The sequence below is a fragment of the Streptomyces acidiscabies genome, from assembly GCF_020010905.1.
In the GTDB taxonomy this organism is placed as follows: domain Bacteria; phylum Actinomycetota; class Actinomycetes; order Streptomycetales; family Streptomycetaceae; genus Streptomyces; species Streptomyces acidiscabies.
The window spans coordinates 4,964,971-4,991,017 of sequence record NZ_JAGJBY010000001.1; the positions used below are offsets into that span (position 1 = coordinate 4,964,971).

At 69.9% G+C, this 26,047-nt stretch carries 23 protein-coding genes; 16 read left to right on the forward strand and 7 right to left on the reverse strand.

Translation table 11 applies throughout. The features are described from left to right. The first annotated feature begins 34 nt into the window (after positions 1-34). Complete coding sequence (locus tag J8M50_RS22810; protein WP_010356091.1) at positions 35-1,219, forward strand: cytochrome P450; 1,185 nt, start codon at positions 35-37, stop codon at positions 1,217-1,219. 98 nt (positions 1,220-1,317) lie between these two features. Next, entirely contained in the window at positions 1,318-3,147 is a 1,830-nt protein-coding gene (asnB, locus tag J8M50_RS22815; RefSeq protein ID WP_010356089.1) for an asparagine synthase (glutamine-hydrolyzing), read from the forward strand. Here asnB and J8M50_RS22820 read toward each other — a convergent pair. After that, a complete protein-coding gene (locus J8M50_RS22820; protein WP_010356088.1) occupies positions 3,116-3,631 on the reverse strand; it encodes a MarR family winged helix-turn-helix transcriptional regulator in 516 nt (171 codons plus the stop codon). The two genes, asnB and J8M50_RS22820, sit on opposite strands and share 32 nt — an antisense overlap. Before the next feature lie 83 nt (positions 3,632-3,714). Here J8M50_RS22820 and J8M50_RS22825 point away from each other — a divergent pair, with 83 nt between their 5' ends. From J8M50_RS22825 to J8M50_RS22840, 4 genes are all read left to right on the forward strand, one after another. After that, positions 3,715-4,959 carry a multidrug effflux MFS transporter gene (locus tag J8M50_RS22825; RefSeq protein ID WP_010356086.1) on the forward strand — a complete coding sequence of 415 codons (1,245 nt, stop codon included), beginning with the start codon at positions 3,715-3,717 and terminating at the stop codon, positions 4,957-4,959. A 33-nt stretch (positions 4,960-4,992) separates the two neighbouring features. Continuing rightward, the gene (locus J8M50_RS22830) at positions 4,993-5,232 is read left to right on the forward strand and encodes a response regulator transcription factor (protein ID WP_010356085.1); all 240 of its coding nucleotides are present in this window, start codon (positions 4,993-4,995) and stop codon (positions 5,230-5,232) included. Positions 5,233-5,366: 134 nt separating this feature from the next. After that, positions 5,367-6,287, forward strand: a complete 921-nt coding sequence (locus J8M50_RS22835) for a pseudouridine-5'-phosphate glycosidase (RefSeq protein ID WP_010356084.1) — start codon at positions 5,367-5,369, stop codon at positions 6,285-6,287. A gap of 1 nt (position 6,288) precedes the next feature. Then, entirely contained in the window at positions 6,289-6,945 is a 657-nt protein-coding gene (locus tag J8M50_RS22840) for an HAD family hydrolase (protein ID WP_029184179.1), read from the forward strand. Here J8M50_RS22840 and J8M50_RS22845 read toward each other — a convergent pair. After that, positions 6,876-8,336 carry a type I restriction-modification system subunit M gene (locus J8M50_RS22845; protein ID WP_010356082.1) on the reverse strand — a complete coding sequence of 487 codons (1,461 nt, stop codon included), beginning with the start codon at positions 8,334-8,336 and terminating at the stop codon, positions 6,876-6,878. The two genes, J8M50_RS22840 and J8M50_RS22845, sit on opposite strands and share 70 nt — an antisense overlap. A gap of 106 nt (positions 8,337-8,442) precedes the next feature. On the opposite strand from J8M50_RS22845, the gene J8M50_RS22850 reads away from it, so the two are divergent. The 5 genes from J8M50_RS22850 to J8M50_RS22870 are packed head-to-tail and all read left to right on the forward strand — an operon-like array spanning position 8,443 to position 15,349. Next, positions 8,443-8,757, forward strand: a complete 315-nt coding sequence (locus J8M50_RS22850) for a trypco2 family protein (RefSeq protein ID WP_010356081.1) — start codon at positions 8,443-8,445, stop codon at positions 8,755-8,757. Position 8,758: 1 nt separating this feature from the next. Beyond that, positions 8,759-10,861, forward strand: a complete 2,103-nt coding sequence (locus tag J8M50_RS22855) for a VMAP-C domain-containing protein (RefSeq protein ID WP_010356080.1) — start codon at positions 8,759-8,761, stop codon at positions 10,859-10,861. Beyond that, entirely contained in the window at positions 10,858-11,790 is a 933-nt protein-coding gene (locus J8M50_RS22860) for an AAA family ATPase (RefSeq protein WP_010356079.1), read from the forward strand. The genes J8M50_RS22855 and J8M50_RS22860 overlap by 4 nt, the downstream gene beginning before the upstream one ends. Before the next feature lie 16 nt (positions 11,791-11,806). Then, entirely contained in the window at positions 11,807-14,881 is a 3,075-nt protein-coding gene (locus J8M50_RS49200; protein ID WP_141655608.1) for an SAV_2336 N-terminal domain-related protein, read from the forward strand. A 60-nt stretch (positions 14,882-14,941) separates the two neighbouring features. Continuing rightward, positions 14,942-15,349, forward strand: a complete 408-nt coding sequence (locus tag J8M50_RS22870; protein ID WP_010356077.1) for a PPOX class F420-dependent oxidoreductase — start codon at positions 14,942-14,944, stop codon at positions 15,347-15,349. Positions 15,350-15,359: 10 nt separating this feature from the next. On the opposite strand, the gene J8M50_RS22875 is transcribed toward J8M50_RS22870, so the two are convergent. Further along, positions 15,360-15,806, reverse strand: coding sequence for a winged helix-turn-helix transcriptional regulator (locus J8M50_RS22875; protein WP_010356076.1), 447 nt, complete (start codon positions 15,804-15,806; stop codon positions 15,360-15,362). Positions 15,807-15,899: 93 nt separating this feature from the next. On the opposite strand from J8M50_RS22875, the gene J8M50_RS22880 reads away from it, so the two are divergent. Beyond that, positions 15,900-17,123 (forward strand): MFS transporter, encoded by a 1,224-nt coding sequence (locus J8M50_RS22880; protein ID WP_010356075.1) that lies wholly within the window; start codon positions 15,900-15,902, stop codon positions 17,121-17,123. Here the strand turns inward: J8M50_RS22880 and J8M50_RS22885 are convergent. The 3 genes from J8M50_RS22885 to J8M50_RS22895 form a co-directional block, all read right to left on the reverse strand. Next, positions 17,091-18,515: a serine hydrolase domain-containing protein gene (locus tag J8M50_RS22885; RefSeq protein WP_010356074.1), complete on the reverse strand. Its 1,425-nt coding sequence runs from the start codon at positions 18,513-18,515 to the stop codon at positions 17,091-17,093. The two genes, J8M50_RS22880 and J8M50_RS22885, sit on opposite strands and share 33 nt — an antisense overlap. Before the next feature lie 59 nt (positions 18,516-18,574). Beyond that, positions 18,575-20,302 carry an SMI1/KNR4 family protein gene (locus J8M50_RS22890; RefSeq protein ID WP_010356073.1) on the reverse strand — a complete coding sequence of 576 codons (1,728 nt, stop codon included), beginning with the start codon at positions 20,300-20,302 and terminating at the stop codon, positions 18,575-18,577. 74 nt (positions 20,303-20,376) lie between these two features. Then, positions 20,377-21,321 carry a bile acid:sodium symporter gene (locus J8M50_RS22895; RefSeq protein WP_040837265.1) on the reverse strand — a complete coding sequence of 315 codons (945 nt, stop codon included), beginning with the start codon at positions 21,319-21,321 and terminating at the stop codon, positions 20,377-20,379. 101 nt (positions 21,322-21,422) lie between these two features. Here J8M50_RS22895 and J8M50_RS22900 point away from each other — a divergent pair, with 101 nt between their 5' ends. From J8M50_RS22900 to J8M50_RS22915, 4 genes are all read left to right on the forward strand, one after another. Further along, entirely contained in the window at positions 21,423-21,590 is a 168-nt protein-coding gene (locus J8M50_RS22900; RefSeq protein WP_158002811.1) for a hypothetical protein, read from the forward strand. Positions 21,591-21,596: 6 nt separating this feature from the next. After that, positions 21,597-22,337: an alpha/beta fold hydrolase gene (locus J8M50_RS22905; protein WP_010356071.1), complete on the forward strand. Its 741-nt coding sequence runs from the start codon at positions 21,597-21,599 to the stop codon at positions 22,335-22,337. 120 nt (positions 22,338-22,457) lie between these two features. Further along, positions 22,458-23,210, forward strand: a complete 753-nt coding sequence (locus tag J8M50_RS22910) for a hypothetical protein (RefSeq protein ID WP_010356070.1) — start codon at positions 22,458-22,460, stop codon at positions 23,208-23,210. A 171-nt stretch (positions 23,211-23,381) separates the two neighbouring features. Then, positions 23,382-25,454: a HelD family protein gene (locus tag J8M50_RS22915; RefSeq protein WP_010356069.1), complete on the forward strand. Its 2,073-nt coding sequence runs from the start codon at positions 23,382-23,384 to the stop codon at positions 25,452-25,454. On the opposite strand, the gene J8M50_RS22920 is transcribed toward J8M50_RS22915, so the two are convergent. Then, positions 25,430-25,963, reverse strand: coding sequence for a 2,4'-dihydroxyacetophenone dioxygenase family protein (locus tag J8M50_RS22920; RefSeq protein ID WP_010356068.1), 534 nt, complete (start codon positions 25,961-25,963; stop codon positions 25,430-25,432). The genes J8M50_RS22915 and J8M50_RS22920 overlap by 25 nt on opposite strands. Between the last annotated feature and the right edge of the window lie 84 nt (positions 25,964-26,047).

Sequence of the window (26,047 nt, forward strand, 5' to 3'; positions counted from 1 at the left end):
GACGTCCTGAACGAACGACGGAAAGAGTGCTCACATGCCCCCCACTCCGCCCTCGCTCCCCGCCGAACGCCCCCTCCTCGATCCCGCCGCCGAGTACCGGAGCTGGATCACCGAACGCCCCCTGGACCGCATCACCCTCTGGGGCGACCTGAACCCGTGGCTGGTCACCCGGTACGACGACGCGCGGGCCGTCCTCAGCGACGCCCGGTTCAGCTCCGAGAACTTCCGGCCCGGCTTCCCGGGGCTTCAGCCGACGACGCCCCCGCGCACCCCGGGCCAGCTGTTCGCGATGGACCCGCCGGACCACACCCGGCTGCGCCGCATGCTGATACCCGAGTTCACGTTCCGCCGGGTGGAGCAACTCCGCCCGGCGATCGGGCGGATCACCGCCGAACTCATCGACGGCCTTGAGGCACAAGGGCGTTCGGCGGACCTCGTCGAACACTTCACCCTCCCGCTGCCGCTCCTGGTGATCTGCGAACTCCTCGGAGTTCCGTACTCCGACCGGGAGTTCATCCACCGCCAGGCCGCCGCGTTCGCCACGGTCTCGGCCGGTCCCGAGGCGATGCGCGCCGGCTGGGGTGCCCTCTTCGGCTACCTCCAGGAACTCCTCGCGGTGAAGGCCGCCGCCCCCTCCGACGACCTGATGAGCCGCCTCGCCACCGAGCGCGTCGCCACCGGCGAGGCCACCGCCGCCGAAGCCGCCGGGCTCCTCGTACAGATCCTCATCGCCGGGCACGAGACGACGGCCAGCATGCTCTCGCTGGGCACGATCGCCCTCCTGCGCCACCCCGACCAGCTCGCCGCGCTGCGGGCCGACGACAGTCTCGTACCCGGCGCGATCGAGGAACTCCTGCGCTACCTGACGATCGTCCACATCGGCATGCGGCGGATCGCCACCGAGGACATCGAGATCGCCGGGGTCACCATCCGCGCCGGTGAGGGTGTCGTCGTGGCCCTCCAGGCGGCCAACCGCGACCCCGCGGCCTTCGAGAACCCCGACACCTTCGACCTCACCCGCGAGCTGGACCGCCACCTCGCCTTTGGCCACGGCCTGCACCACTGCCTCGGCCAGTCCCTGGCCCGCGCGGAACTCCAGATCGCGCTGCCGATGCTGTTCGAGCGCCTGCCGGGCCTGAAACTGGCGAAGGAACCGGAGGAGTTCGCGTTCGCCGGACGCGCGGTGCACGGCGTGGAGCAGCTGCCCGTGACCTGGTGAACCCCGTCCACCTGACGGAGTCGTGATCACCGCGTTGCCCCCTTCCCTCTCTCCTCGGCAGGCTCGGGCGGATGTCCTGACGAGGAGAGGGGTTCGCCGTGTGCGGACTTGCCGGTTGGATCGGGTACGAGCGTGATCTGAGCGGGGACACATCTGTCGCCGAGGCCATGAACGGAACACTGGAGTGCCGGGGGCCGGACTCGCACGGGGTGTGGACCTCACCCCGTGCGCTGCTGGCCCACCGGAGGCTGGCCGTCATCGACCTCGAAGGCGGCCGGCAGCCGATGGAGGCGGAGGCCGGACCGGTCCTCACGTACACCGGCGAGACGTACAACTACCGCGAACTGCGCGAGGAGTTGAGGGCGCTCGGGCACGCCTTCAGGACCGACTCCGACACCGAGGTGGTCCTGCGGGCCTACGAGGAGTGGGGAACCGGCTTCGCCGAGCGCCTGACCGGCATCTACGCCCTCGCCCTGTGGGACCCGCGCACCGAGGAACTCCTCCTGGTCCGCGACCGGATGGGCGTCAAACCCCTCTACTACTGGCCCACTCCGGACGGCGTGATCTTCGGCTCCGAACCCAAGGCGATCCTCGCGCACCCCGACACCGAGGCCGTCGTGGACGCCGAGGGCCTGCGGGAGGTCTTCGGCATCGTGAAGACGCCGGGCCACGCCGTGTTCAAGGGGATGCGGGAGGTCCTGCCGGGTACGGTGCTGCGGTTCACGCGCTCGGGGAGCGAGGAGATCCGCTACTGGCGCCTCGCCGCGCACGAGCACACCGACGACCTCGACACGACAATCGCCCACGTCCGTACGCTCCTTGAGGAGATCGTCGCGAGCCAGCTCGTCGCCGACGTCCCCGTGGGCACGCTCCTGTCCGGCGGCCTCGACTCCAGCGCCGTCACCGCACTCGCGACCCGCTCCAGCGACAAGCCCGTCCTCGCGTTCTCCGTCGACTACAAGGGCCTCGGCGAACAGTTCGAGGCGAACGTCCAATGGTCCGACCCCGACACCCCGTTCGCCGTGGAGGTCGCCCGGCACGTCGGCGCCGAGCACGTCATCGTCGAACTCGACAACGCCGACGTCCTCGACGACGACGTACGCGAACAGGTCCTGCGCGCCCAGGACTTGCCCGTGTCGACGGGCGACATGGAGTACTCGCTCCTGCTGCTGTGCCGCGCGCTGAAGGAGCGCATGACCGTCGCCCTGTCCGGTGAGGCGGCGGACGAACTCTTCGGCGGCTACACCTGGTTCCACGACCCCGCCGCCGTCGAGGGCGACACCTTCCCCTGGCACCACCCCTTCGAGAAGGCGGGCGGCATCGGGGCGCTGCGCACGCTGGGCCTGTGGAGCAGGCTCGGGCTGACCGAGTACGTCAAACAGCGCTACACCGAGGCCCTGGAGGAGGTGCCCCGGCTCGCCGGGGAGAGCGGACACGAGGCGCGCATGCGGGAGTTGACGTACCTCAACCTCACCCGCTGGGAGAACTTCCTCCTCGACCGCAAGGACCGCATCTCGATGGCCACGGCCCTCGAAGTGCGCGTCCCCTTCACCGACCACCGGCTCGTCGAGTACGTCTACAACGTCCCCTGGGCGATGAAGAGTTTCGACGGCCGGGAGAAGAGCCTCCTGCGCGCCGCGATGCGCGGCGTCCTCCCGGAGTCGGTCCTCGACCGCAAGAAGACCCCCTACCCGTCCACCCAGGACAAGGGGTACGAACAGGCCCTGCGCGAGCGCCTGGAGACGGTGATCGCTGCCGACGGTGCACCCGTCCTGCTCCTCGCCTCCCGCGAGGAGATCCGCCGCCTGCTGGACGTCCCCGACGGCAGCTACGCGATGGGCGGCCCCTGGAGCGCGCGGGCGGTCCTGGAACGGCTCGTCGAGTTCGACCGGTGGGTCAGGTCGTACGGGGTACGCGTCGAGCTGTGACCGGCCGGGGCCCGTCGTCCGTACGGCGGGCCCTCAGCGACTCGGCGAGCGAGCGCAGCGCGGGGGCCGCCCCCGACAGCGCCGTCCGCTCGTCCGGCGTCAGCGCCCCCAGGGACTCCGCGAACAGCCGTGCCCACTCCTGCTCGATCATCGCCATGCCCTGGACGGCGGCCATGGTCGGGAAGAGCCGTACGGCACGCCGGTCCGCCGGGTCCGGCTCCCGGCGCACCAGCCCCTGGGCGACCAGTCCGCGCACGGTCGTACTGACGTTGCTCGCGTGCATCCCCAACTCCTGCGCGAGCACGCCGACTCCGCTGCCGGGGGAGTCCAGGAGCTGCCGGAGCACGTCCAGTTCGGCCGGGGGCAGTGCGGGGAGCCCGGCCTCGGCGGTGCCGCGCAGGCGCAGGACACGGCCCAGGGTGTGCAGCACGGGGGCCAACTCCCGCGCCTCGCGCAGGAGTTCGGCGTCGGCCTTCGCGTCCATGCGGCCACCCTAACAATGCTTATATATCTATAGCTATCCACGACGAGCTGTTCACGCCGTACGTCACCTCTCTGGAGCCCGAGATGTCCTCGCCACCCCGGCCCGCCGCTCTCCTCGCCGCGACCCTCGCCCTCCTCTCCTTCGGCATGCCGCTCGCCACGGACATGTACCTTCCGGCCTTCCCGAAGATGGCCGACGACCTCGGCACCGACGCCTCCGGCGTCCAACTCACCCTCACCGCCTTCCTGTTGGGCCAGGCGGCGGGCCAGCTCGTCTTCGGCCCCCTCTCCGACCGGCACGGCCGCCGCCGGCCCATCCTCGTCGGCGCGGCGGTGTGCGCGCTCGCCACCGCCCTGTGCGCGCTCTCCCCGAACCTCGCCACCCTCATCGCCCTGCGCTTCGTCACCGGCTTCAGCGGCGCCGCCGGGCTCGTCGTGGGCCGCGCGGTCGTCTCCGACGTCGCGACCGGCGCCGTCGCGGCGAAGCTGTTCGGCGTCCTGATCGCCCTCGGCGGCATCGCCCCGATCGTCGCCCCCCTCGCCGGAGGCGCCGTCGTCACCCACGCCGGAGGCTGGCGCGGCGTCTTCTGGGTCCTCGCCGCGATCACCCTGCTGATGATGCTCGCCGCGCTGTTCTTCATCCCCGAGAGCCTCCCGGCGGAGCGCCGCCGCGCGGGCGGGGTCGCGGCCACCCTCCAGACCGCGCGCTCCGTCCTCGCCGACCGCGTGTACGTCGGCTACACGCTGGCCTTCGTCTTCGCCTGCGGCGCCCTCTTCTCGTACATCTCCGGCTCCGCGTTCCTCCTCCAGAACGTCCTCGGCTTCACGGTCGGACAGGCGTCCGTCGCGTTCTCCCTCGGCGCCCTCACCGCGACCCTCTCCAGCACCGCCAACACGAGACTCGTCGGCCACTACCCACCCCGACTGCTCCTGAAAATCGGCCTGTTCACCATGTTCGCCGCGAGCGCCGTCGCCCTCGTGGTCACCCTCGCCGGGCACCTGGACCGCGTCCTCGCGCTCGGGCTGATCGCCGTCACGTTCCTCGGGCTCGGTCAGGTCTTCGGTACGGCTACGGCGCTGGCGATCGAACGCGTTCCGTACGCCGCCGGTACCGGCTCCGCCGTCCTCGGCACCCTCCAGGGCGTCCTCGGGGCGGTCGCCGCGCCGCTCATCGGGCTGGGCGGCGACGACACCGCCGTACCGCTCTTCACCGGCATGACCGGGTGCTGCCTCGTCGCACTGTTCGCGCTGTTGCTCACGCGCGATGCCGGCGAGCCTCGACCTGACACACTTCCCGGGCACCTGACGATCTCTGCCGAGCGGCGTTGACCCGCCCGGCCGCACTGCGTGAGGCTCGCTCGCATGTCACCGACCGAAACCTCCCGGACGCGTCCGGTCACCGGCTGGCACAGCCTCACCTGTGCGGAGCTGCGGGTGGCCCGGCTCGTCGCCACCGGCCTCAGCAATCGCGCCGTCGCCGAGCGGCTCGTCGTCTCGCCGCACACCGTGGACACGCATCTGCGGCACGTCTACGCGAAGTTGGCCATCCGCAGCCGGGTTCAGCTCGTGCGGCACGCGCTTCAGCACGAGTCCGACTCCTGAGCTTGTTTTTCATGGCCTGAGTCATCCTCCCCGCCGCGCGCCCTGCGGACATCACGTCTTCACGTGATGCGGACCCTCGTGCCGACCGGCAGGGTGTGCGGCGTATCGACGCCCACGGAAAGGCAGCCGGCCCCATGGATTCGCTTCTCGCCGTCAGTGAAGAGGTGCGTGCCGCCCTCGACGAGCACCGTCCCGTCGTCGCGCTGGAGTCCTCGCTCATCGTCAACGGGCCTGCCTATCCCGCCAATACGGAACTCGGGCTGGAGATCGAGAAGGCGGTACGGGACCGGGGAGCCGTCCCCGCGACCATCGGGATCGTCGACGGGAAGTTCGTCGTCGGCATGGACGCCGATCTCATCGAGCGGTTCGCCTCCAGCAAGGGGGTGCCGAAGGTCAGCGCCCGGGACCTCGGGGCCGTCCTCGCCGGTGGGGGGCTCGGGGCAACCACCGTTGCCGGTACGGTCGTTCCCGCCGCGCGCGCCGGGATAGGGGTGTTCTCCACCGCCGGGATCGGCGGGGTGCACCGGCGGGCCCAGGAGACGTTCGACGTGTCCGCCGACCTTCAGCAGTTCACGCGGAGCCGGGTCGCCGTGGTGTGTGCGGGGGCCAAGTCGATTCTTGATCTCGGGCTCACCGCCGAGTACTTGGAGACTGCGGGGGTGCCGGTTCTCGGGTATCGGACCGGGACCTTGCCCGCGTTCTACGTCCGTGAGTCCGACGTTCCGGTGAGCCGGGTCGATGATCTTGCGGTCGCTGCTCGGGCCACCTGGCTGCATTGGGAGGTCAACGGGGATCGGTCCGTGTTGTTGACGGCTCCCATCGATGAGCAGGACGCTCTTGACGGGGACGAGATCGAGGCTGCGATCGCCGCCGCGCTCGCCGAGGCCGATGCGGCTGGAGTGCGGGGGAATGCGATCAGTCCGTTCCTGATGCGGGCGCTCACGTCCGTCACGGCCGGGCGTAGTGCCGCCGCCACCCGTGCGGTGTTGTTGTCCACGGCCCGCGTCGCCGGCGAGTTCGCCGTCGCGCTCGCGGCTACGCGAGAGGAGCGCTGACGTGGTGCGCTACCAGGGGATTGTCTTCGACCTCGACGGGACGCTCGCGGATACTCCCGGGGCGATCGTTTCCATCACCGTGAAGGTGCTGCGGGAGTTGGGGCGCTCGGTGGACGACGCCGCCGTGCGGGCCACCGTGGGGAAGCCGCTCGACCAGAACTTCGCCGGGTTGCTTGAGCTGCCTGTCGATCATCCCCAGGTGGCTGAGGCCATGGCCGCTTATCGGGCCGGGTTCGGGGAGCATCTTGAGGAGCAGCGGGAGCGGATGCTGTATCCCGGGGTTGCGGAGGGGCTCAGCAAGTTGCTGGATCTCGGGCATACGTTGGCCATTGCTACGTCCAAGACGCATGAGGCTGCTGTGCGGACGCTGCGGGCTACGGGGATTCTTGATCGGTTCGCTGTTGTTGCCGGGCATGATTCGGTGGGGCGGGGGAAGCCGGCGCCGGATATGGCGTTGTTCGTCGCGGAGAAGCTGGGGCTGCCTGCCGAGCGGTGTGTTGTCGTCGGGGACGCGGTGGGGGACATCGAGATGGCTTCTGCTGCTGGGATGGCTTCGGTTGGGGTTTCGTACGGGGTGGCCAGCGCTGATCAGTTGTTGGAGTCGGGGGCGCTGGTGATTGCCGATTCGTTTGATGGGGTGGTGTCGGCGGTGCTTTGAGGGGGGAAGTCGGGGCCGTCGAAGATGGCGTAGAGGTCCTGCATGAGGTTCGGTGGGGGTGGGGCCGGGGTTACGTAGAGGCCGGGGATCAGGGCGTAGTCGTTGTCGCGTACGGCTTCGAGGGTGGCTGAGTAGCAGAACTCGGGCTGGTTTGTGTACGGCTGCTCTGATCCGCGCCAGGCGCGGTAGGCGCCGGAGATGTTCGCGAGGTCGGCGTCCGTCAGTACGCGTTCGGCCTTGCGGACCATCTCGCCCATTTCGTGAGCGTCGATGAACAGGATCTGGTTGCGGCGGGACGACTTGTCCTTGTCGAGGATCCAGAGGCAGGCCGGGATGTCCGTCGAGGGGAAGAGACGAGGTGGCAAGGCGACGATGCAGGAGACGAGGTCGGCTTCCAGCATGGCTCGGCGGATCTCGGCCTCGGCCTTGTGGCGTGAGTGCAGGGAGCCGTTGGCCAGGATGACTGCGGCGGTTCCAGTGGGGGTTAGTTTCGAGATCACGTGCTGGAGCCAGGCGTAGTTTGCATTATGGGCAGGGGGGACGCCGTATACCCAGCGGGGGTCGGATGCGTCCCGTGGCCAGTCGCTGATGTTGAACGGGGGGTGGGCCAGTACGAAGTCGGCCTGGAGGCGTGGGTGTTGGTCGGCGGTGAGGGTGTCGGCCCAGCGGTCGGAGAGGTCGGCGTCGATGCCGTGGATGAGGAGGTTCATCCTGGCCAGGCGCCAGGTGCGCTCGTTGGCTTCCTGGCCGTATACGGAGGGATGGTTCCTCTGGAACGAGGCTGCTTGGACGAGCATGTTGGCGGAGCCGCACACCGGGTCGTACACCCGTCCCTGGTACGGCTCCAGCATGTCCAGAACGAGCTGGGTCACGGACTGTGGGGTGTGGAATTCGCCGCCTCGTTTGCCTTCCCTGCGGGCGAAGGCGTCGAGCAGGTACTCGTAGACCTCGCCGCTCCACGCCGAGGTGTGCTGGAAGAGGCGGACCAGGCTGGCCAGTTGGTTCTGGTCGATGCCGGCGCGCTCGAAGACCGTCGGGAGGGCACCGGCCAAGGAGGGATTCGCCCGCATGATCGCGTCCATCGCCGCATCGAGGACTCTGCCCGTGTTCTCGTTCCTCGCGTTGGCCGCGATCCAGGACCAGCGAGCGTGCTCCGGTAGCCAGAAAGTGTATTCCTCTGGATCGTCCAGGATCGAGCCGATCCGGTACTCGGGTTCCCATTGCCCGGTGAGTTCGTCGACGAGTTCGTTTCGGCGTGCGTCATAAGAGGCGGAGAGATACCTCAGGACGACCAGGCCGAGCACCAACTCCTTGTACAGAGCCGTGTCGACAGACCCCCGCAGTTCGTCGACGGCCTCCCACAGCGCGTCTCGGAACTCCTCTTGCAGCATGTGGCGATCACCCCCGCCCGGATTCTTCCACGCTAGACCTCACTCCCTCCCGCCAGCGCTGTAACGTACCGACAACGCACTGTTCTTGACCCGGGGGGCGCACCAAATGCCGACGATCGGCCTGGCCGCAGCCATAGAAGAGCTCCGTCAGGAGCTGTACGAAGCCCAACGCCTCGGCGCCGACCAGCAGTTCGCCTTCGGTGTCGAAGAAGCCCAACTGGAGCTCCAGTTGGAGCTGCGCAAGTCCGCCAAGGGCGACGGCAAGCTCAGCTTCGGTGTGGTCGCCGTCGGTGGTGGCGGGGAGCAAGCCTCCGTCCGTACCCACAAGTTGACCCTCAAACTCTCCGTCAAGGACAGGGCCGCAGGCGGCACCAGCCCCGAGGTCGGGGACGACGAGACCGGGTCACCGGACGAGGACTGAGATGGACCCGCGCAGACTGGCCCTGATCCGCAGCGGGGACGCGGAGCGTCACACCGTAGGTTCCGGGTATCTGATCGCCCCACGGCTGGTGCTGACGGCACGTCACGTACTCATCGACCGGGCCACCACCAAGTTCTGGCCGAAGATCAACGTGTACGTCGGCCACGAGCGCGACGGCGAGCAGATCAAGACCTCGGCACAACGCCTCTGGGAACACCCCTCCGGCCTGGACATCGCCCTCCTCCAACTCGCCGAGGAGATCGACCTCCCGGACCCCGTCCGCTGGGGCCGCCCCGAAGGCCGCGCCCCCCTCCCGTACGAGGGCCTCGGCTACCCCTGGGCGTCCAAGAACGGCCAACTCCGCGCCCCCGAACACCTCCGCGGCTTCCTCCCCGTCCTCTCCGGCGGCAAGGACCGCTACGTCCTGGACCAGACCCCGGCCCCCGCTCCCCGCGTCGGCGGCAACGCGTGGGGAGGAGCCTCGGGCGCGGCGATCTTCTGCGGTGACCACCTCGTATGCGTCGTCACCGAGGAGGACCAGGCATACGGAGCGCGCCGACTCATCGCCGTACCCGTCTCCTCCTTCGCCACGGACGACACCTTCACGGCCCACATCGGCGCCCGCCCCCAACTGGCCCCGATCGGCGCCCCGTTGCCCAAGGCGGAACCCGGCGCCGAACGCACCCCCGCCGAGCGGGAGTTGGAGAAACTCCTCCGCCCCCTGTTCCCGGACGCGGCGACCCGCACCGAACACGGCAAGGAACTGGCCCACCAACTCGGCTACGACACAGCCGGATACGCCCCGTGCGCGGCAGACCTCGTCACCCTCGCCCTCACCCACCCCCGCGCCCTCGCGACCCTCTCCGAAACCCTCGCGCAGAAGCAGAACGCGACGAACCGCACCGCCCTCACCACCCTCTTGACCACGACCAGAACCCTCGCCTACGGCGCCCTCCTCTCCCTGAACGAGTACGACGACCTGCTCACCCTCCTCCGCAGCCGCGACAACGACCCGACCCTGATACCCCGAGCAGCTCGCGAGGCGCTGCGCTACGCCGTGCTCCCCGAGGCCCTCAACCAGCCACGCCTGGACGAGGCTCAACTCGCCGACGCGATCGCGGAGTTGGAGAACCTGTCCGACAAGGGCGCGCCCGCGCTGCTCAAGGTCGTCGAGTACATCGCGGCGGCCACCGAACAGCGCGACGACCTCCGTACCTGGTCGAAAGCGGTCGCCGACCGCCTCGGTGTCCACCAGGACGTACTGGCCGAGCACCGCGCGGAAGCCGAGCGGTGGGCGAAGCGGCCCGCGTCCCCCGTGTCGCGGGTCGTGATGAGCCTGGAGCGTGACGAAGCGGCGGGGGAGGAGCGGTACCGGTGCCGGATCCTGCTCGTCCGGGACGACGGGACGCACCGGGTGCTGAAGGAGGTGGAGTCGGTGTCCAAGACCCCGCAGGAAGTGGCGAGTTGCCTGAGCGAGGCCGTCTTCGCCGTACGCGAGGAACCCGGCCAGGGCGACACCGTGCCATGGGTGACGGTCGAGGTCGACCGGGACGGGCTTCAGCGGGCCGTCGACGAATGGGTGCCCGGCGCGGTCGACGACATCCTCCCCGCCCGCCCGATCGGCGCGGACTACCGCGTCTCCCTGAGCTGCCCCGAGTTCCGCAGGCGCAGCGAGGACGACCAGAAGCGCCGGTGGCGGCACGGGCGGCAGGTCACCCTCGTCGTCGACCCCGCGTGCGACAGCGTGCACCGCCTCGTACACCTCCTGCGCACCGACCACCGCGACACCGCCCGCGTCGTCCTCCACGGCCCCGCCGACCAGCAAAAACCCTGGCTCCTCGCCACCCTCGCCCTCGGCGCCCCGGTCGTCCTGTGGGACCGGGACGCGGGCGGCCACGAGGACGCCGTACGGCTGGTCGGCCTCGCCCCTGCGGGTGATCTGGACGGACTCCCCGAACGCGTACGGCACTTCAGGAGCGACACGGCCGCCCGATGGGGCGAGCGCCGGGCGCGGCCCTCGCTCGTCTGGGAGCCGGAAGAGCGGCACCCGAGAAGCGAGTCGCTGCTGCTGGCGGACCCCGCGAGAGGAACCAACGCCTCATGACCACCGACTGGCGCCTCTTCCACGGCGACGGCGAACCCCGCGACACCCCCTTCCCCGCCGCCCCGCCCTGGCGCCGCTTCGACCGCCCCGAACCCGGCACCGAAACCCCCCGCCCCTACCTCATCGACGACGACGCCACCGACGTCGTCAACGCCGCCCTCCACCTCCGCCGCCCCCTCCTCGTCACCGGCCAGCCCGGCACCGGCAAGTCCTCCCTCGCCCACGCCGTCGCGCACGAACTCGGCCTCGGCCGCGTCCTCCAGTGGCCCGTCAACAGCCGCTCCACCCTCCAGGACGCCCTGTACCAGTACGACGCCGTCGGCCGCCTGCGCGAAGCGACCCTGCGCCGCGACGCCGAGCCGGACATCGGCCAGTACCTCCGCCTCGGCCCCCTCGGCAGCGCCCTCGTCCCGCGCACCCGCCCCCGCGTCCTGCTCATCGACGAACTCGACAAGGGCGACGTCGACCTCCCCAACGACCTCCTCACCGTCTTCGAGGAAGGCGAGTTCGCGATCCCCGAACTCAGCCGCCTGCGCGACGACGACGTCCCCGTGCACGTCCTCACCGACGACCCCGACGGGACCGCGCCCGTCACCAAGGGCCGCGTCCGCTGCGCCGAGTTCCCCGTCGTCGTCATCACCAGCAACGGCGAACGCGACTTCCCGCCCGCCTTCCTGCGCCGCTGCGTACGCCTCGACCTCCCCGACCCCGACGAACAACGGCTGCGGCAGATCGTCGCCGCGCACCTCGGCTCCGACGCCCTCGACGGCGTGGACGACCTCCTGCGCGAGTTCCTCGGCCGCCGCGCGACCGGCGAACTCGCCACCGACCAGCTCCTGAACGCCGTCTTCCTGCGCAAGGGCGGCGTCCACCTCGACGCGGGCGCCCTTCTGGACGCTGTACTGCACCGCCTCGGCGGAGCCGTGTGACGCGATGCTCTCCCGCGTGACGAAGATCCTCGCCGAGAGCGGGGCCGAGCTGTCCCACGAGGAACTCCTCGACGCCCTGTGGCTCGCGATGCGCCGAGGCCCGACGCCGCTGGCCCGCGCCACCGGCGTACCCGAGACACCCCCGGCCCCGGTCCCGCAGGAGCCCCCGGCGCCCACCCCACGCCCCACCCCGACGGCAGCGCCCCCGCCGCCGAAGGAACCCGCGCGCCCCATCACCGCCACGGACGACACCCCGAAGGCGCCCACCGCCACGACCCCGTCCCCCGCGCTCCCCGTCCGCACCCCCGAACCCCGCCCCACCGGCCAACTCCACCTCGGCAAAGCCCTGCGCCCCCTGCGCCAACGCTTCCCCGACCGGCGCCGCCCCGAACTCGACCTCGCCCGCACGGTCGCCGCCATCGCCGACACCGGCATCCCCGAGACCGTCACCCGCCCGGCCCGCACCCGCTGGCTCTCCCTCGCCCTCGTCATCGACGACGGCGTGTCCATGGTGCTGTGGCAGCGGCTCGCGGCCGACGTCCGCCGGCTGATGGAACGCGCGGGCGCCTTCCGGGACGTACGCGTCTACGGGCTCGACACGCGCGCCGCCGTCCCCGTCCTGCGCACCAGCCCCTACCGGCGCGGGCGCTCTTTTTCGCCCAAGGCCCTGTGCGATCCGAGCGGGAACACGCTCGTTCTCGTCATCAGCGACGGGGTGGGGTCCGGGTGGCGGGACGGCGGGATGCGTGGAGTGCTGGACCGGTGGGGGCGCTGCGGGCCCGTCGCGATCGTCCACGCGCTGCCGGGGCGGCTCTGGGCGGGGACGGGGATCGACGTACGGCCCGCGCGGGTCACGTCCCACCGGCGCGGCGGGCCCACCCACGCCTGGCAGGTGTCCGACCCCGACCTGCCGCTCGGCCTCGCCCACTTCGACTCCGTCCCGGTACCGGTCCTCACACCGACGGCCTGGGGGGTTGGTGAGTGGTCGCGGCTCCTCGCATCGCCGGGGGGTACGGCACTTCTCCCGCTGTGGGAGGGGCGAACTGATGTGATGCGTACGGTGGTTGAGGTGCCGGAGGGTGACGCCGTCCTGCGTTTTCGGGAGGCCGCGTCCGCCGAGGCGTATCGGCTCGCGGCGCATGTCGCGGCTGTTGCTCCTGTTACGCCGCCGGTGATGCGGTTGGTGCAGACGGCGTTGGGTGAGCCTGTGGATGCCGGGCATCTCATGGAGGTGTTCCTCGGGGGGCTCATGCACGAGGTCGACGCGTCCGAACGGCTGCCGCAGCACCGGCGGTTCGACTTCTCGGGGGAGGCTCGGCGGGCGTTGCTCAGTGCGGTGTCGGCGGGGGAGTTGTTGCGTACGGCTGATGTGGTGGCTCGGGATATCGAGGATGCGGTGGGGCGGGCGCCGGTGTTTCCGGCGTGGGTGGGGCATCCGGATGGGACGGCTGTCGTGGATGACACGGGGCGGTCGTTCGGGTGGCTGCGGGAGCAACTTCTGGTGCGGCTCGGGGTGTCGGGCGGGGAAGTTGATCCGGCGCCGCCGGGGTGGAGTGCTTTGACGCCGGATGATCCTCAACGGCTGGGCTGGTTCCGGTTGTTGTGGCGTAGCACCCGGGGCTGGCCGCACATCACGATGTACTTGGCGCTGGGGCGGGACGGGAACCTGGTCACTGTGCGGGCGCCTGTGTCGCTGTACGCCGATGATCCGGTGGCTGCGGTGGAGCTTGTTCGGACGGAGGCGGAGTGCCTGGGCAGGATGGACGGCTTCTATGCGCCCGCTCTGGTGGATGTGCAGGCTGACAGCGTTGATGAACTTCCCTGGATCGCCTCAGAGTTGATCGAACTCGGGGGTGCTCCGGCGCCCAACCTTCGCGACGTCCTCGCTGACTATGGGGGAGTGGTCCCTCAGGACGTTTTCCTGGAGATCGGCTTGAGTCTTTCCTGGGCCCTCGTCTACGCCCACCAACGCGGCCTCGTACATGGTTCCGTCGCGCCGAGGGCGGTTCTCCAGACTGATGACGGTATCCGGCTGATCGGGTGGATGACCGCGACCATGGACGGGGTCGACAGTCCGCACCGTGACCTTCTGCCCCTCACCGAGGCTTACTTGGGCGGGGGTGAGGTCTCTCCCGAGGGTGATGTGTACGCTGCTGGCGCGCTGCTTCTGGCATTTGCCGCCGGGAAGTGGGAGCACCCCAGGGCGGGCCTGGACTCTCGAATCGATCCGGCGCTCCTCGTGACACTCCGGTACTGCCTGGAGGCCGAGCCTGCCGCCAGACCGTCCGCCAGGGAGCTGGTAGAGGCATTCATCTCCGTGTTGTCCGGGGCAACTGGCGCTGAAACGACGGTACTTGACCGCCTGTTCGACGACATCCAGCGGCTGGAGCCTCTGGCCCGACGGGACTTGATGAGGCATGGAGCCGCTCTCGTCGGCCGCCTGATGACGTTCTCCAACCACCTGGCGAACCTGGGACGGCACGAGGAATCACTCGCTCAGGCGGAGGAAGCCGTGAGCGTCTGCCGCGAGTTGGCCGCAGAGGCTCCGCTGGAGCACACCACTAGCTTGGGCGCCGCCCTCAACAACCTGTCCGTACGGCTGGGGGAGTCGGGCCGTGCCGAGGAGAGTCTCGCCGCTGCTTTCGAGGCGAGGGAGGCGTACGAGGCGCTGGGCGGCGTCCCCGGTCTCGCGATGGTCCTCAACAACCTGTCCAACTGCCTTGCGGCGGTGGGCCGGAGAGAGGAAGCCCTCGCGGCGGCCGAAGGAGCCATCGTGGTCGGGACCTACGAGGACTTGGCCAGGGCGTCCACGACCCTCGGCAACCGGCTGAGTGAACTGGGCCGCAGGGAAGAGGCCCTGGACGCGTTCTTGTCAGCCGTACGCAGCTACGACGGACGTGCCTCGGCCGATCACGTGATCACTCTCAACAACCTCGCCGTCCTGTACGACACCCTCGGCCGCCACGACGACGCCCTCCGCACGCTCGACGAGGGCACCACGCTCCAGTCGAGGCTCGAAGGCGCCCCCACGAACGCCCTCTCCCAGATCCGCGCACAATCCGACCGCATCAGAACCTGGCTCACCGGATGATTCCACGGCGCCGACGCGTTCCCTGAACAGACCGAGCGTTCTCACAAAGGACCCTGAACCATGGCAGCAGAACTTTCCGACGCCCTGAAGCAGCACCTCGACGACACCAAGGTCTTCGCCACCGTCGCCACCCTCACGGCCGGCGGCCACCCCCACTTGACCGTCGTCTGGATCAAACGAGACGGCGACGACCTCGTCTTCTCCACGACGGCGGACCGCGCCCAGGGCAAGAACCTGGCCCGCGACCCCCGAGTCACGATCATGATCAGCCCCCCGGAGAACCCCTACACCTACGCGGAAATCCGAGGCACCGCCACCATCACCCCAGACCCGGACCGCGCCCTCCCCAACGAACTCTCCCTCAAATACACCGGCCAGGACTACGCCACGTTCAACCCGGCATCGAAGGAGGACGGCGACCGCGTCATCGTCCGCGTAACCCCAACAAAGATCACCGGCCGCTTCTGACCCCACCGACTCAGGAAACCTTACGGACGGCGGCGCCCTCGGAGTCCAACCGCCGTCCGTCCACCGAGAACACCTCCAGCGGGCGCAGCGGCTGTTCATGCCGCCTGTCCAGCAACTCCGAGTGCGGCTCGCCGGGTTCGAAGAAGTGCTGTTCGCCCCACTGCCGCAGCGCCACGATCACCGGAAACAGGTCCCTGCCCTTGGGCGTCAGGACGTACTCCCGATAGGCGCTCCCGTCCGACGCTGGGACGCTTTCGAGAACCCCACCGGCGACGAGAGCCCGCAATCGGGCGGTGAGGATGTTCTTCGCGACCCCGAGGCTGCGCTGAAACTCACCGAAGCGCCGACTCCCGTCGAAGGCGTCACGGACGATCAGCAGGGACCACCAGTCGCCGATGGCATCGACGGAACGGGCGACGGGGCAGTCGCTGTCGTCGAACCGGGTTCTGGTGACCATGTCGTCCCTCGCTCCCTAGGTGGTTGCAACATGCTACCAGTGCTGGCTATCGTCCCCATCGGTTGCAAGTTGAAACCGAACCTTGGGGGTTGGATGCCAGACACCATGGAGCAGCGCGCTTTCGTGCTGTCCCGCCGCGTCGTCCTGCTGTTCGCCGTCGCCTGCGGAGCCTCGGTCGCCAACGTCTACTTCTCGCAGCCGCTGTTGGTGACCATGGGGCACGACCTCGATATGAGCCCCGGGGCGATCGGGAGCGTCGTGACCCTCACGCATGTCGGGTACGCGCTCGGGCTGTTCTTCCTCGTGCCGCTGGGCGACGTGACCGACCGGCGGCGGCTGATCGTGGGGCAACTGGGCTTGCTCGTCGTGGCGTTGGGGGTGGTGGCCACGGCGCGTACGGCGGTGGTCCTGCTCGTCGGGATGGCCGCGACGGGGCTGTTCGCCGTGGTGACACAGACGTTGGTGGCCTTCGCGGCGTCACTGGCTCCCGCCGATGGGCGTGGGCGGGTCGTCGGGCTGGTCACCGGCGGAGTGGTCGTCGGGATTCTGCTCGCGCGTACGGTGTCCGGCGTCATGGCCGATCTCGCGGGGTGGCGGTCCGTGTACGTCGTTTCGGCGGGGTGCGTCGCTGTGCTCGCCCTGGTGCTGTATCGGGTACTGCCGAGCGGCGATGGCGCTCCGGGCCTGCCGTACGGACAGCTCCTGCGCTCCACGGTGTCCCTGTTCGCGCGGGAACGGCTGCTGCGGGTCCGCGCGTTGTACGGGCTGCTGATCTTCGCCGCCTTCAGCACCCTGTGGAGCAGCGTCGCGCTCCCGCTCAGCTCCCTGTCGCACAGCGCGGTCGGGGCGTTGGGGCTGGTCGGGGTCGTGGGTGCGCTCGCGGCCGGTGTCGCGGGGCGGTTGAACGATCGCGGGCTGTCCCGGTGGACCACGGGCATCGCGCTGGCGCTGCTCGTCGTCTCGTGGCTGCCGTTGGCCTTCACTCGAAGTTCCTTGTGGGCCTTGGCCGTTGGGGTCGTGCTTCTCGATCTGGCTGTGCAGGCGGTGCACGTCACCAACCAGACGTTGATCTACGCGTCGCACCCGGACGCGGGCAGCCGGGTGATCGGGGGATACATGATCTTCTACTCGATCGGCAGCGGCGCCGGCGCCCTCGCCGCGACCTCCTTGTACGCGGTCGGAGGCTGGGGCGCCGTCTGTGTGCTGGGGGCGGTGTTCAGTGGGCTCGGGCTTGTGGTGTGGGTGTTCGAGCGCACGCTTCGGCAGGTGGAAGGGGCGGCTGTCCTACGCGACGTCCGGTCGTGTCATCAGGGGTGACCGTACGTGGAGTTCCAGGCTGGGGCCGGTGAGAGGCGTGGTGCTCCACCGGGCCGTGGCGATCCCCGTGCCGGTGTCGATGGTTACGCGGACGCGGTGCGGGGTGGTGATGACGTACAGGTCGGCTGTGAAGTGGGTGTCCTGCCATGCTCCGGTTGCGAGGATGGGGCGGCCGAGGGGAGCGCTTTCGTGCCAGTCGGTGTGGCCCACCTTGATGTTCGGGAGCGGATCGAACCGTAGTAGCCAGCCGCCGTCGGTGGGGGCGACGGTCACTGTCGTGCCGTCGGGGAGTGCCGAGCCCTCGGCGGAGGCGTCCAGGGTTGCGGTGACCAGGTGTTGAGGGTTGGGCGAGCCCGGTATCGGTGGTAGCGACAGGTGTCGTAGGCGATCGGCTAGGAGTTCGTCGTCCTGGGCGCTTGGGCCGTGGTCCATGGCGGGGAGCAGGTGCTCCCAGAGGGCGTCGAAGATGTCCTGGGTCTCTGCCTGGGCGGTCACCGCGATCACGAGGTCGTGGGACGGGACCACCACGCACTGCTGGCCGAAGGCGCCGTGGCCGTGGTAGCCGTGGCGGGACATCCAGAACTGGTAGCCGTAGCCGCAGGTGAAGTCGGCGTTGTTCGGTCCGTCTTCGGTCGGGAGGGTGTCGATGTGGCGTGTGGTCGCGAGGTCGATCCACTCGCTCGGGACGAGCTGCTCGTCGCCCCACCTGCCTCCGCGCAGCAGCAGTTCGCCGAAGGCGGCGACGGACTCGGTCGTCAGGTGGAGTCCGTGGAAGCCGAAGGCGGCGCCACTGGCCACGCGGTCCCACTCGGCGTGGTCGATGCCCATCGGCCTGAAGAGGCGGTCGTCGAGGAACTGCGGAAGGTCGAGGCCCGTGACCCGTTCCACCATCCGGGCCAGGACGAAGGTGGTCGCGTTGTCGTAGGTGTGCCGCGTTCCGACCGCCGTGAACGGCAGGCGCAGGAAGCCCCTCACCAAGTCGTCCGGCTCCAGCTCCCATGCCTCGGTGAGGCTGTCCACGGGATGCCCGGCCGTCATGGACAGCAGATGGTGGACGGTGATGCGGCTGCCCTGCTCCGAGATGTCGGCCGGGACGTGGTCCGGCAGCACGTCCACCACACGATCGTCCAGCGCGAGCAGCCCGTCGGCGATCGCGAGCCCCACCGCGATCGACGTGAACGACTTGGTCAGCGAGTACAGCAGGTGCGGACGGTCGGCCGAGTACGGCGCCCACCAGCCCTCGGCGACGACGTGGCCCCGGTGGACGACCATGAGCGAGTGACACTCGACGGCCCGCGCTTCGAGCTGGTCCAGCAGCAGGGAGATCGAACGGGACGAGATCCCGGACGCGGCCGGTGTCGAACGGGGGAGGAGGGGGCGTTGAGGAGACATACCGACTTTCTAGCGAATCCACGCGGTCCGGTTCGACCGGGTTTCCGGGCGTGCCGTGCTCATTCCTGCGAGAGATGCCTCGGCGGTAGCGTGCCGCGGGTGACGTCGGCATAGCCCTCGCCGGGTCCCGCCGGGCGGCTCCAGGGGCGGGGGACGAGGGTGTGGAGGCGGCCGTGGAAGAGGGCTTGGCGGGGGAGCTGGACGCCGAACTCGGCCCCAAGGAACTCCAACACACGCCGCTCGTCCAGGGGTTCGGGGTTCAGGGACGGCGGTATCGGCCCGGTGCGGTGCACCTCGTCGCCCCGGACCGTGAACGCGTACCGCTCCTCGCCGTTCTCCGCCACGGAGAGGTGGAACAGGGGGCTGTCGTCGGACTCGCGCCAGAGGGCGATGGCACGGGTGCCGGCGGAAGCCGCCGGGGCCGGGGAGACGAAGCGGGGTTCGTAGAAGCGTTGGTGCGGGGCGGCCTCGAAGGCGAAGCTCCAGTCCGGACCGGCGCGCCCGACGGCGGAGCGGGGCTCGTCGAGGTGAGCCTCCCAGTACGTCATCGGTTCACCGAGAGCGGCGCCACCGATTCGTGCGGGGAGGTCCGTGGGGTCGACCCCCTCGACCAGAATCAGTCGGTACGACGACAGGCGGTCGGCGGAGTCCGGGTCCGCCAGCCAGGACAGGCCCGGCGGATCGAGGTCGGGCGTGGGAGACGGGACCTCGCCGGTCTCGCCGGCCCTGGGGGTGGCGAGGAGTTCGCGGCACCGCTCCGGGGTGCACACCGGGCCGAGGACCGGGTCGGCGAGGAGGCCCAGCGGCGCGAGGAGGTCGGGGCCTACGGGGCGCCACTCGGGGAGCGCCGCGCGCAGGATGCGCCAAGCCGCGTCCGTGTCGCCCCAGCGGGCCGACTCGCGGGCCTCCTCGACGGCCTCGCCGAAAGGGCCGGGCGCCGTGTAGCGGAGGTCGTCGTCGGTTCGCCGGTGCCCCATACGGAGTCGCTCGGCGGCGAGCGCGGGCCGGACCTCCGGCTGGTAGAGGGGGTCGGCGGCGAGGGTGCCGAACGACACCGTGTACGTCTCTCCCGACAGGTACTTGAGCTGGTCGCGCAACTCCGTCGCCAGCGGTCTGCCGTACTCGTATGCCTCGTCGAGAGCCGCCCGCGCCTCCTCGTACCGCCCCCGCAACGCGTCGACACGCGCCCCCGAGACCGCCGCATCCTGCGCCAGAGTCGTGGAGTTGACGAACTCCGGGCCCAAGGAGTGCGCGGACATGCTGTGGAACTGCCGGTACATCGCTTCCATGAACCCCGCGAAGGACCCGTACCGCACTGGGCCTTCTCCTCGCCAACTCGCGTAGTCGTAGCAGGCCCACTCGCCGTCCGAGTCGACGTCGCCGGGGTCCAGCAGGACGTTCGTCAGGTCCGACTCGGTCTCCAGCTGAAGCGCCCGCTCCCACATCCCGGCCTCCAGTACCTCCTCCGGCGTGGACCGCTCGTCCAACTCGCCCCGGTACATCTCGCCCAACCCCGCGTCATCGGAGTACGGCCCCACCTCGTCGACCCCGGCGAGCCGCCACACGAAACTCCCCGCGTGCAGCCACCCGTCACTCACGGCGAGGAAGCCACGGTACGAAGGCGGCAGCCGACACCCGAGCCGCTCCTCCAGCGCGGAGATCCGCTCCTCGGAGGCCCCGGCGAACCCCAGCCACCGCGCGTCCAGCTCCGGCGACGGCTCATCGGAGGCGTCGGCCCACTCCTCGCTCCACCGGGTGAGAAAGGGACGCCAGTCGGAATTCCTCATACCCGCATCGTGACACCCGGCACTGACAACGCCCCCTGACCAGCGAAGACGGCCGCCTCAAGCCACCCCCCACCTCAGGGCAACAACCGAGGCACCACCCGCACATAAACCACCATCCCCACCACCTCCACCAACGTCTGCGTCACCACAACCACCCCCGCCACAGCCAACCCCTCCGGCAGAGCCAACGCCAACGGCAACACAACCAGCGAATTCCGCGTAGCTCCCGTGAACACGATCGCCCGCCCATCCCGAGCCCCCAGCCGAAACAGCCGCACAACCCCCAACGCCGCGAACGGCATCACCACCAGGAAGACGACGTAGAACGGCACAACACGCGCGACATTCCCCAACCACCCCGACCCGTCACCCACCTTGGGCACCTGAGAGGCAACGACGGTAAGCAGAACGGCAACCATCAACGGCACCATCGTCACCCCCGCCCCCTCCACGAACCGCCGCCCGACCACACGCCGCGCCCCCCACGCCTGCGTGAGCCACGCCAACACCAACGGCACGACGATCAGCACAACGAACGCCTCAAGAAACGGCCCGGCATCGACGACATCCGAGAGATCGGGCCCCATGAAGAGAAACAGGTATCCCGGCAGAAGAACCATCTGCGCAAGAAGCAGCAACGGCGTAGCAGCGAGAAGCCGTTCACTGCTGCCACCCGCCAGCCCACTGAAGACGATGACGTAGTCGACACAAGGAGCGAGCAGAACGAGCAGCACACCGAGCCGGACAGCCTGATCACCGGGGAGGAACGCGAACATCGCGGCGACCACAAGGGGTACGACGACGAAGTTCACCACCAGCGCCGCCCCCAGAAACCGGCCCGCCCGCGCGGAGCGGACCAGTTCGGCGGCGGGCACCTGGAGGAACGTCACGTACAGGAGCGCGGCGAGCACAGGGTTGATCGCGTGCTCAAGTCCGGGCCCCGCACCGGGCGCGCCCCAGCCGATCACCGCCCCGACGGCCAGCGCCCCGACGTACAAGGCGACTTGGTGACGTTCCATGCCGGTGACCAGGGCAGAGAGGGAAGGCAACGGAAGCACTCCTGAGGACGGACGAACACCCCGACCGTACCCGTTGACTCAGCAGCACCCCGCCCCCACGTGTGCTAGACGTAAGCCGCGCCGGTCTGACCCGTGAACTCGGGTACGTCGGCGTCATGTCCGCCGCCGCGTTCAAGGACCCCGAACTCGTCGGCTGGACACAAATGATCGGTGCGGGTCAGTGTCCCCGCATCGGCCCCCGCAGCACCCTCGTACTCCACAGGAGCTGACACACGATGCTCTTCTCCACCACCCTCGGTCCCGCCGACGCTCCGACCGTGCTGTTCGTGCACGGCTGGGGCGGCGACGGGCGCGAATGGTCGTACCACGCCGAGGAGCTGGCGCAGCGGTACCGGGTGATCGTCCCCGACCTGCGCGGCCACGGCCGCTCGCCGGTCCCGGACACGGGGTACACACCCCGGGAGATGGCGGACGACCTGGCGACGCTCGTCCAGGACCCGGTGACCGCCGTCGGTCACTCCATGGGAGTCCAGATCGTCAACCTCCTCGCCGTCCACCACCCCCACCTCGTCCACTCGGTCGTCGCCCTCGACCCGGCGCACGGCGCGACAGGCGCCGAAGTCGACGCCATCCCGGCCAGATCAGCGCACTTCGAGGCCCAAGGCTCCCGCGCCGCAGCCGAGTTCATGTCCGGCGCCTTCTCCCCACAGGCTCCCACCGGCCTGCGCACCGCCCACCTCCGCACGATGCTGGGCACGCCGGACCACGTCATCTCCCAGGCGTACGCGGGGATGTACGTCGGCCCCGACGCGATCGGCGTGCGCCCGCTGACCGAGGCGTTCCTCCGGCTGCGCACGCAACCGGCGTTGACCGTCTGGACGTTGGCGGAGGCCGCCGCGTGGGAGGAGGGAACCCAGCGCTCGCGGGTCGAGCACTGGCCCGGCGTCGGGCATTACGTGCACGAGGAGCAACCGGCGCGCACGCTACGGCTGATCCGGGAGTGGATGGACCGTTGACCCGGGATCGGTGTGCGAGCGAAACGGGTCGACTCGTAGGTGAGTACGGCTACTCATGCCGACCCGTGCCGCGCCGAGGACGATGAACGAAAGACGGCGTGAGCGGGGGAGTCCGAGGGCATGGGCAGATTTCTGGGTGCGGTGGCGGCGGTCGTCGCGGCGGTGGCGGCGCTGGTCTTCGCCTATGTGGCGGGAGCGCCGAGCGCGGTGGTGTTCGCCGTCGGCGCGGGCGTGCTGAGCCTGCTGTGGCTCACGCTCCTGCTGACCCTGCCGTGGAACCTGTACTTCCGCGCCCACACCGTCCTCGCCGAGATCGCCGTCAGCCGGGAGAAGGGCATCGAGGTCTCCCCGGCCCGCGACGCCGAGGCCGCGCGCATCGCCCGGCTGATGCTGCGCACGGCCGTCGCCGGTCACCTCCTGACGGCGGCGGTCGTCCTCGCGGTCACCTGGGCCACCGGCGGCTTCACGGGGTACTGGTTCGCCGGGTTCTTCCTGCTCAGCACCCTCTTCCGGCCCGCCGGGGCGTACTTCGGCCAGCTCCGGCGCCGCCTGCGGACCCTCCTGCGGGAAGTCACCCACCCCCGCGACGACGTCGTCGACCTCCGCACCCGCCTCGCCCGCACCGAGGCCGCGCACAAGGTCCTGGAGGACAAGGCGGAGGAACAGTACCGGGCCCTCGCCGAACTCCGGCGCACGGTCGACGCGTTGACGATGGTCACGTACGAACGGGCCGAGGAGACCGACCGCCGGCTCACCGCGCTGGGGCGGGAGTTCGAGGCGACGGTGAACCGGCTCACCGACAACAAGGAGATCATCGCGGGGGTGAAGGCGTTTCTGCGGCTGCTGCGGGCGCCGGATGTGACGGGAGGGTGAGCGTGTATCCGGTGCCGGTTCGGTGTGCCTCAACTGGGCGTGCCGGGCCGGGACTTGCCGGTCGTCGTGGTGCGCTGTGGCCGAGGGCATCCGCCAGGCGGGTAAATCAAGACTTACCTTTGGGCGCCGCCACCCCCATAGTGGTGAGCCGCACCCAGAGGAGGCCCCCCGTTGTCGCAGATCAGCGACGGTCCCGCGCGTCAGGTGAAGGCGCAGCAGGCTTGTGTATCGACCATGTACGGGCTGTTCGACGAGAGGGTGGCGCAGGTTCGGGCGCAGCTCGCGGCTGTCGTCAAGGCTCCGGCCGACGGTGGGCGTGAGGTGTACGAGCGTGATCTCGCCGCCGCTCGGCTCGCCGGGGAGATCCGGCGTTTCGAGGCCGCCGAGAGCGGCATGGTCTTCGGCCGGACCGACGCCGCCGACGGCACCGCCCTGCACATCGGACGCCTCGGCCTGCACCCCGACGACCTCGACCTGCCGCTCCTCGTCGACTGGCGCGCGGAGGCGGCCCGGCCCTTCTACGAGGCCACCGCCGTCGACCCGATGGGCCTGCGCCGCCGGCGCCACCTCCGTCTTGAGGGCCGCACGGTGAGCGCCGTGAACGACGAACTCCTCGACGGCTCCGAGGCCACGCCCGACGACATCGTGGGCGACAACCCCCTCACGGAGGTCCTCCAGGCGCGGCGAACCGGCCGTATGGGTACGGCGGTTGCCACGCTCCAGGCCGAGCAGCATGCCATCGTCCGCTCACCCCACCGGGGCGTCACCGTCGTCCAGGGCGGGCCAGGCACCGGCAAGACGGTCGTCGCGCTGCACCGGGCGGCGTACGCGCTGTACGCGTTCCCGCGCGCCGCCGAACGCGGGGTGCTGGTCCTCGGGCCCAACGCCCGGTTCCTCGACTACGTCTCCCAGGTGCTGCCCTCCCTCGGTGAGAACGACGTCGTCCTCGCGACGTGCGAGGAACTCGCCGGGGTCGTCCCGTCGGGGACGGAACCGGCCGAGTCGGCGCGGATCAAGGGGAGTTCGGTGCTGGCGGACGCGCTGGCCGAGGTGGTCCGCGAACGGCAGGCGGTGCGCGGCGAGTTCGCCGTCCAGGGCATGCGGCTCGGGGAGCGGGAGGTCGCGCGGGCCCGGAACGCCGCTGTGGGGACGGGACTTGGGCACAATCGCGCCCGGCAGGTGTTCAAGGAGTTCCTCGTCGACGAGGTCACCGACGCGCTGGAGCGGGACGCCCTGGAGACACTGGAACGCATCGACGCCGAGGTGGCCGAGGCCACGGGGCTCGATCTCGACCGTGCCGCCGCCGCTGACCTGCGGAAACTGGGGTACGACGACGAGGTCACGAGCAGCGCCGCCGACGAGTTCGACGCGGACGCGGTACGGGAGGGCCTGCTGGACGACCCCCAAGTCGAGCGGGCGGTCGAGGAGTTGTGGCCGACGCTCACGGCCGAGGGCGTCGTACGGGCCCTGTTCGCGTCGGAGATGCCTCAACTGGGCGACGAGGAGCGGGCGTTGCTGGCCGGGTCGTCCGGCGCTGCCTGGTCCGACGCGGACGTCCCGCTCCTGGACGAAGCCGGGAGCCTCGTCGACGGGCCGCCCTCACGGACGTACGGACATGTCGTCGTCGACGAGGCGCAGGAACTCACCGCGATGCAGTGGCGGATGGTCGTCCGGCGGTGTCCGGCGCGGTCGATGACACTCGTCGGGGACTTCGCGCAGGCGGGACCGGCGACGACGGCCCGTGGCTGGGACGAGGCGCTGACTCCGCACGTCGGCCCGCGCTTCGAGCTGCACACTCTCACGGTCAGCTACCGCACGACGGTCGAGATCCTGGCCACCACCCACGACCTCCTGACCCGCATCGCCCCCGGCCAGAAACCCAGCAGCGCCATCCGGAGCGGCGAGATCCCCCGCACCCTCACCACCACCCCGGACGATTTGACGGCGGCCTTGCTGACGGAGCTCCAGGACCAACACGCCAAGCACCCCGGCGAGTTGCTCGGCGTGATCTGCGCGGACACCCGTACCGAGGAACTGCACACCGCCGGCGTCACCCACTGGGCCCACCTGATCCCCGCGTCCCAGGCGCGCGGCCTGGAGTTCGACGGCGTCATCGTCCTCGACCCCGAGGGGATCGAGGCGGCGCGGGTCAGCGGGGAGCGGGATCTGTACGTGGGTCTGACGCGGGCGACGAAACGGCTGTGCACGATCGCCGTGGGTCAGCGCAGCAGCGAGTCCACGTAGTCGGCGCCGATCCCGACCTTCTCGTAGTGCTCACGGCACATCGCGAGGTAGTCGTGGACGTCGAAGTACCCGTCGGGGTTGCCGTCCTCGTCGAGCCAGATCAGTGGTCCCTTGACGATGAAGAACGCCTTCATCGGCTCATCGCTCTCATAGGCGACCAGTGTGTGCCCCTCCCCGGGGGACTCGTACACGAAGTCCCCGGCGCTCGCCGTCCAAGGCCGTTCCAGATACCCCCACTTGCCGGAGAGGGTGAACGCGAACACCTCGTGCGGGTGATAGTGCCGGTTGACCAGCCCGGCTTCCTTCGCCCGCAGAATGTCCGCCCACGAGTTGTCCTTGACGTTGATCCACAGGGGGCGCGACCCCACGGTCTCCGTGAACGGGACGTAGTAGCGGTCGTCGTCGGTGGCCACCTGGGAGAGGTAGACCTCGGGCAGGGCATCGGGCTTGAGGGAGTTCTCGATCGGTTTGAGGGTCTGCCAGAACTCGGTGCCGGGGGCTTCGGGCATGGTCGGCGTCCTCCGTGGGAGACTCTGAGCCATTGGCTTTAGAGGTGAATCTCTGACTCCTCAGGTAAACATCGGTGATCGAGC

Excerpts from the sequence above, each read along its gene's own strand:
- J8M50_RS22885 (WP_010356074.1), bottom strand. The coding sequence starts at position 18,515 with ATGTCTCCTCAACGCCCCCTCCTCCCCCGTTCGACACCGGCCGCGTCC.
- J8M50_RS22890 (WP_010356073.1), bottom strand. The coding sequence starts at position 20,302 with ATGAGGAATTCCGACTGGCGTCCCTTTCTCACCCGGTGGAGCGAGGAG.
- J8M50_RS22860 (WP_010356079.1), top strand. The coding sequence starts at position 10,858 with ATGACCACCGACTGGCGCCTCTTCCACGGCGACGGCGAACCCCGCGAC.
- J8M50_RS22895 (WP_040837265.1), bottom strand. The coding sequence starts at position 21,321 with ATGGAACGTCACCAAGTCGCCTTGTACGTCGGGGCGCTGGCCGTCGGG.
- J8M50_RS22870 (WP_010356077.1), top strand. The coding sequence starts at position 14,942 with ATGGCAGCAGAACTTTCCGACGCCCTGAAGCAGCACCTCGACGACACC.
- J8M50_RS22820 (WP_010356088.1), bottom strand. The coding sequence starts at position 3,631 with ATGGACGCGAAGGCCGACGCCGAACTCCTGCGCGAGGCGCGGGAGTTG.
- J8M50_RS22810 (WP_010356091.1), top strand. The coding sequence starts at position 35 with ATGCCCCCCACTCCGCCCTCGCTCCCCGCCGAACGCCCCCTCCTCGAT.
- J8M50_RS22875 (WP_010356076.1), bottom strand. The coding sequence starts at position 15,806 with ATGGTCACCAGAACCCGGTTCGACGACAGCGACTGCCCCGTCGCCCGT.
- J8M50_RS22920 (WP_010356068.1), bottom strand. The coding sequence starts at position 25,963 with ATGCCCGAAGCCCCCGGCACCGAGTTCTGGCAGACCCTCAAACCGATC.
- J8M50_RS22850 (WP_010356081.1), top strand. The coding sequence starts at position 8,443 with ATGCCGACGATCGGCCTGGCCGCAGCCATAGAAGAGCTCCGTCAGGAG.
- J8M50_RS22845 (WP_010356082.1), bottom strand. The coding sequence starts at position 8,336 with ATGCTGCAAGAGGAGTTCCGAGACGCGCTGTGGGAGGCCGTCGACGAA.
- J8M50_RS22905 (WP_010356071.1), top strand. The coding sequence starts at position 21,597 with ATGCTCTTCTCCACCACCCTCGGTCCCGCCGACGCTCCGACCGTGCTG.
- J8M50_RS22830 (WP_010356085.1), top strand. The coding sequence starts at position 4,993 with ATGTCACCGACCGAAACCTCCCGGACGCGTCCGGTCACCGGCTGGCAC.
- J8M50_RS22855 (WP_010356080.1), top strand. The coding sequence starts at position 8,759 with ATGGACCCGCGCAGACTGGCCCTGATCCGCAGCGGGGACGCGGAGCGT.
- J8M50_RS22880 (WP_010356075.1), top strand. The coding sequence starts at position 15,900 with ATGCCAGACACCATGGAGCAGCGCGCTTTCGTGCTGTCCCGCCGCGTC.
- J8M50_RS22835 (WP_010356084.1), top strand. The coding sequence starts at position 5,367 with ATGGATTCGCTTCTCGCCGTCAGTGAAGAGGTGCGTGCCGCCCTCGAC.
- J8M50_RS22910 (WP_010356070.1), top strand. The coding sequence starts at position 22,458 with ATGGGCAGATTTCTGGGTGCGGTGGCGGCGGTCGTCGCGGCGGTGGCG.
- J8M50_RS22825 (WP_010356086.1), top strand. The coding sequence starts at position 3,715 with ATGTCCTCGCCACCCCGGCCCGCCGCTCTCCTCGCCGCGACCCTCGCC.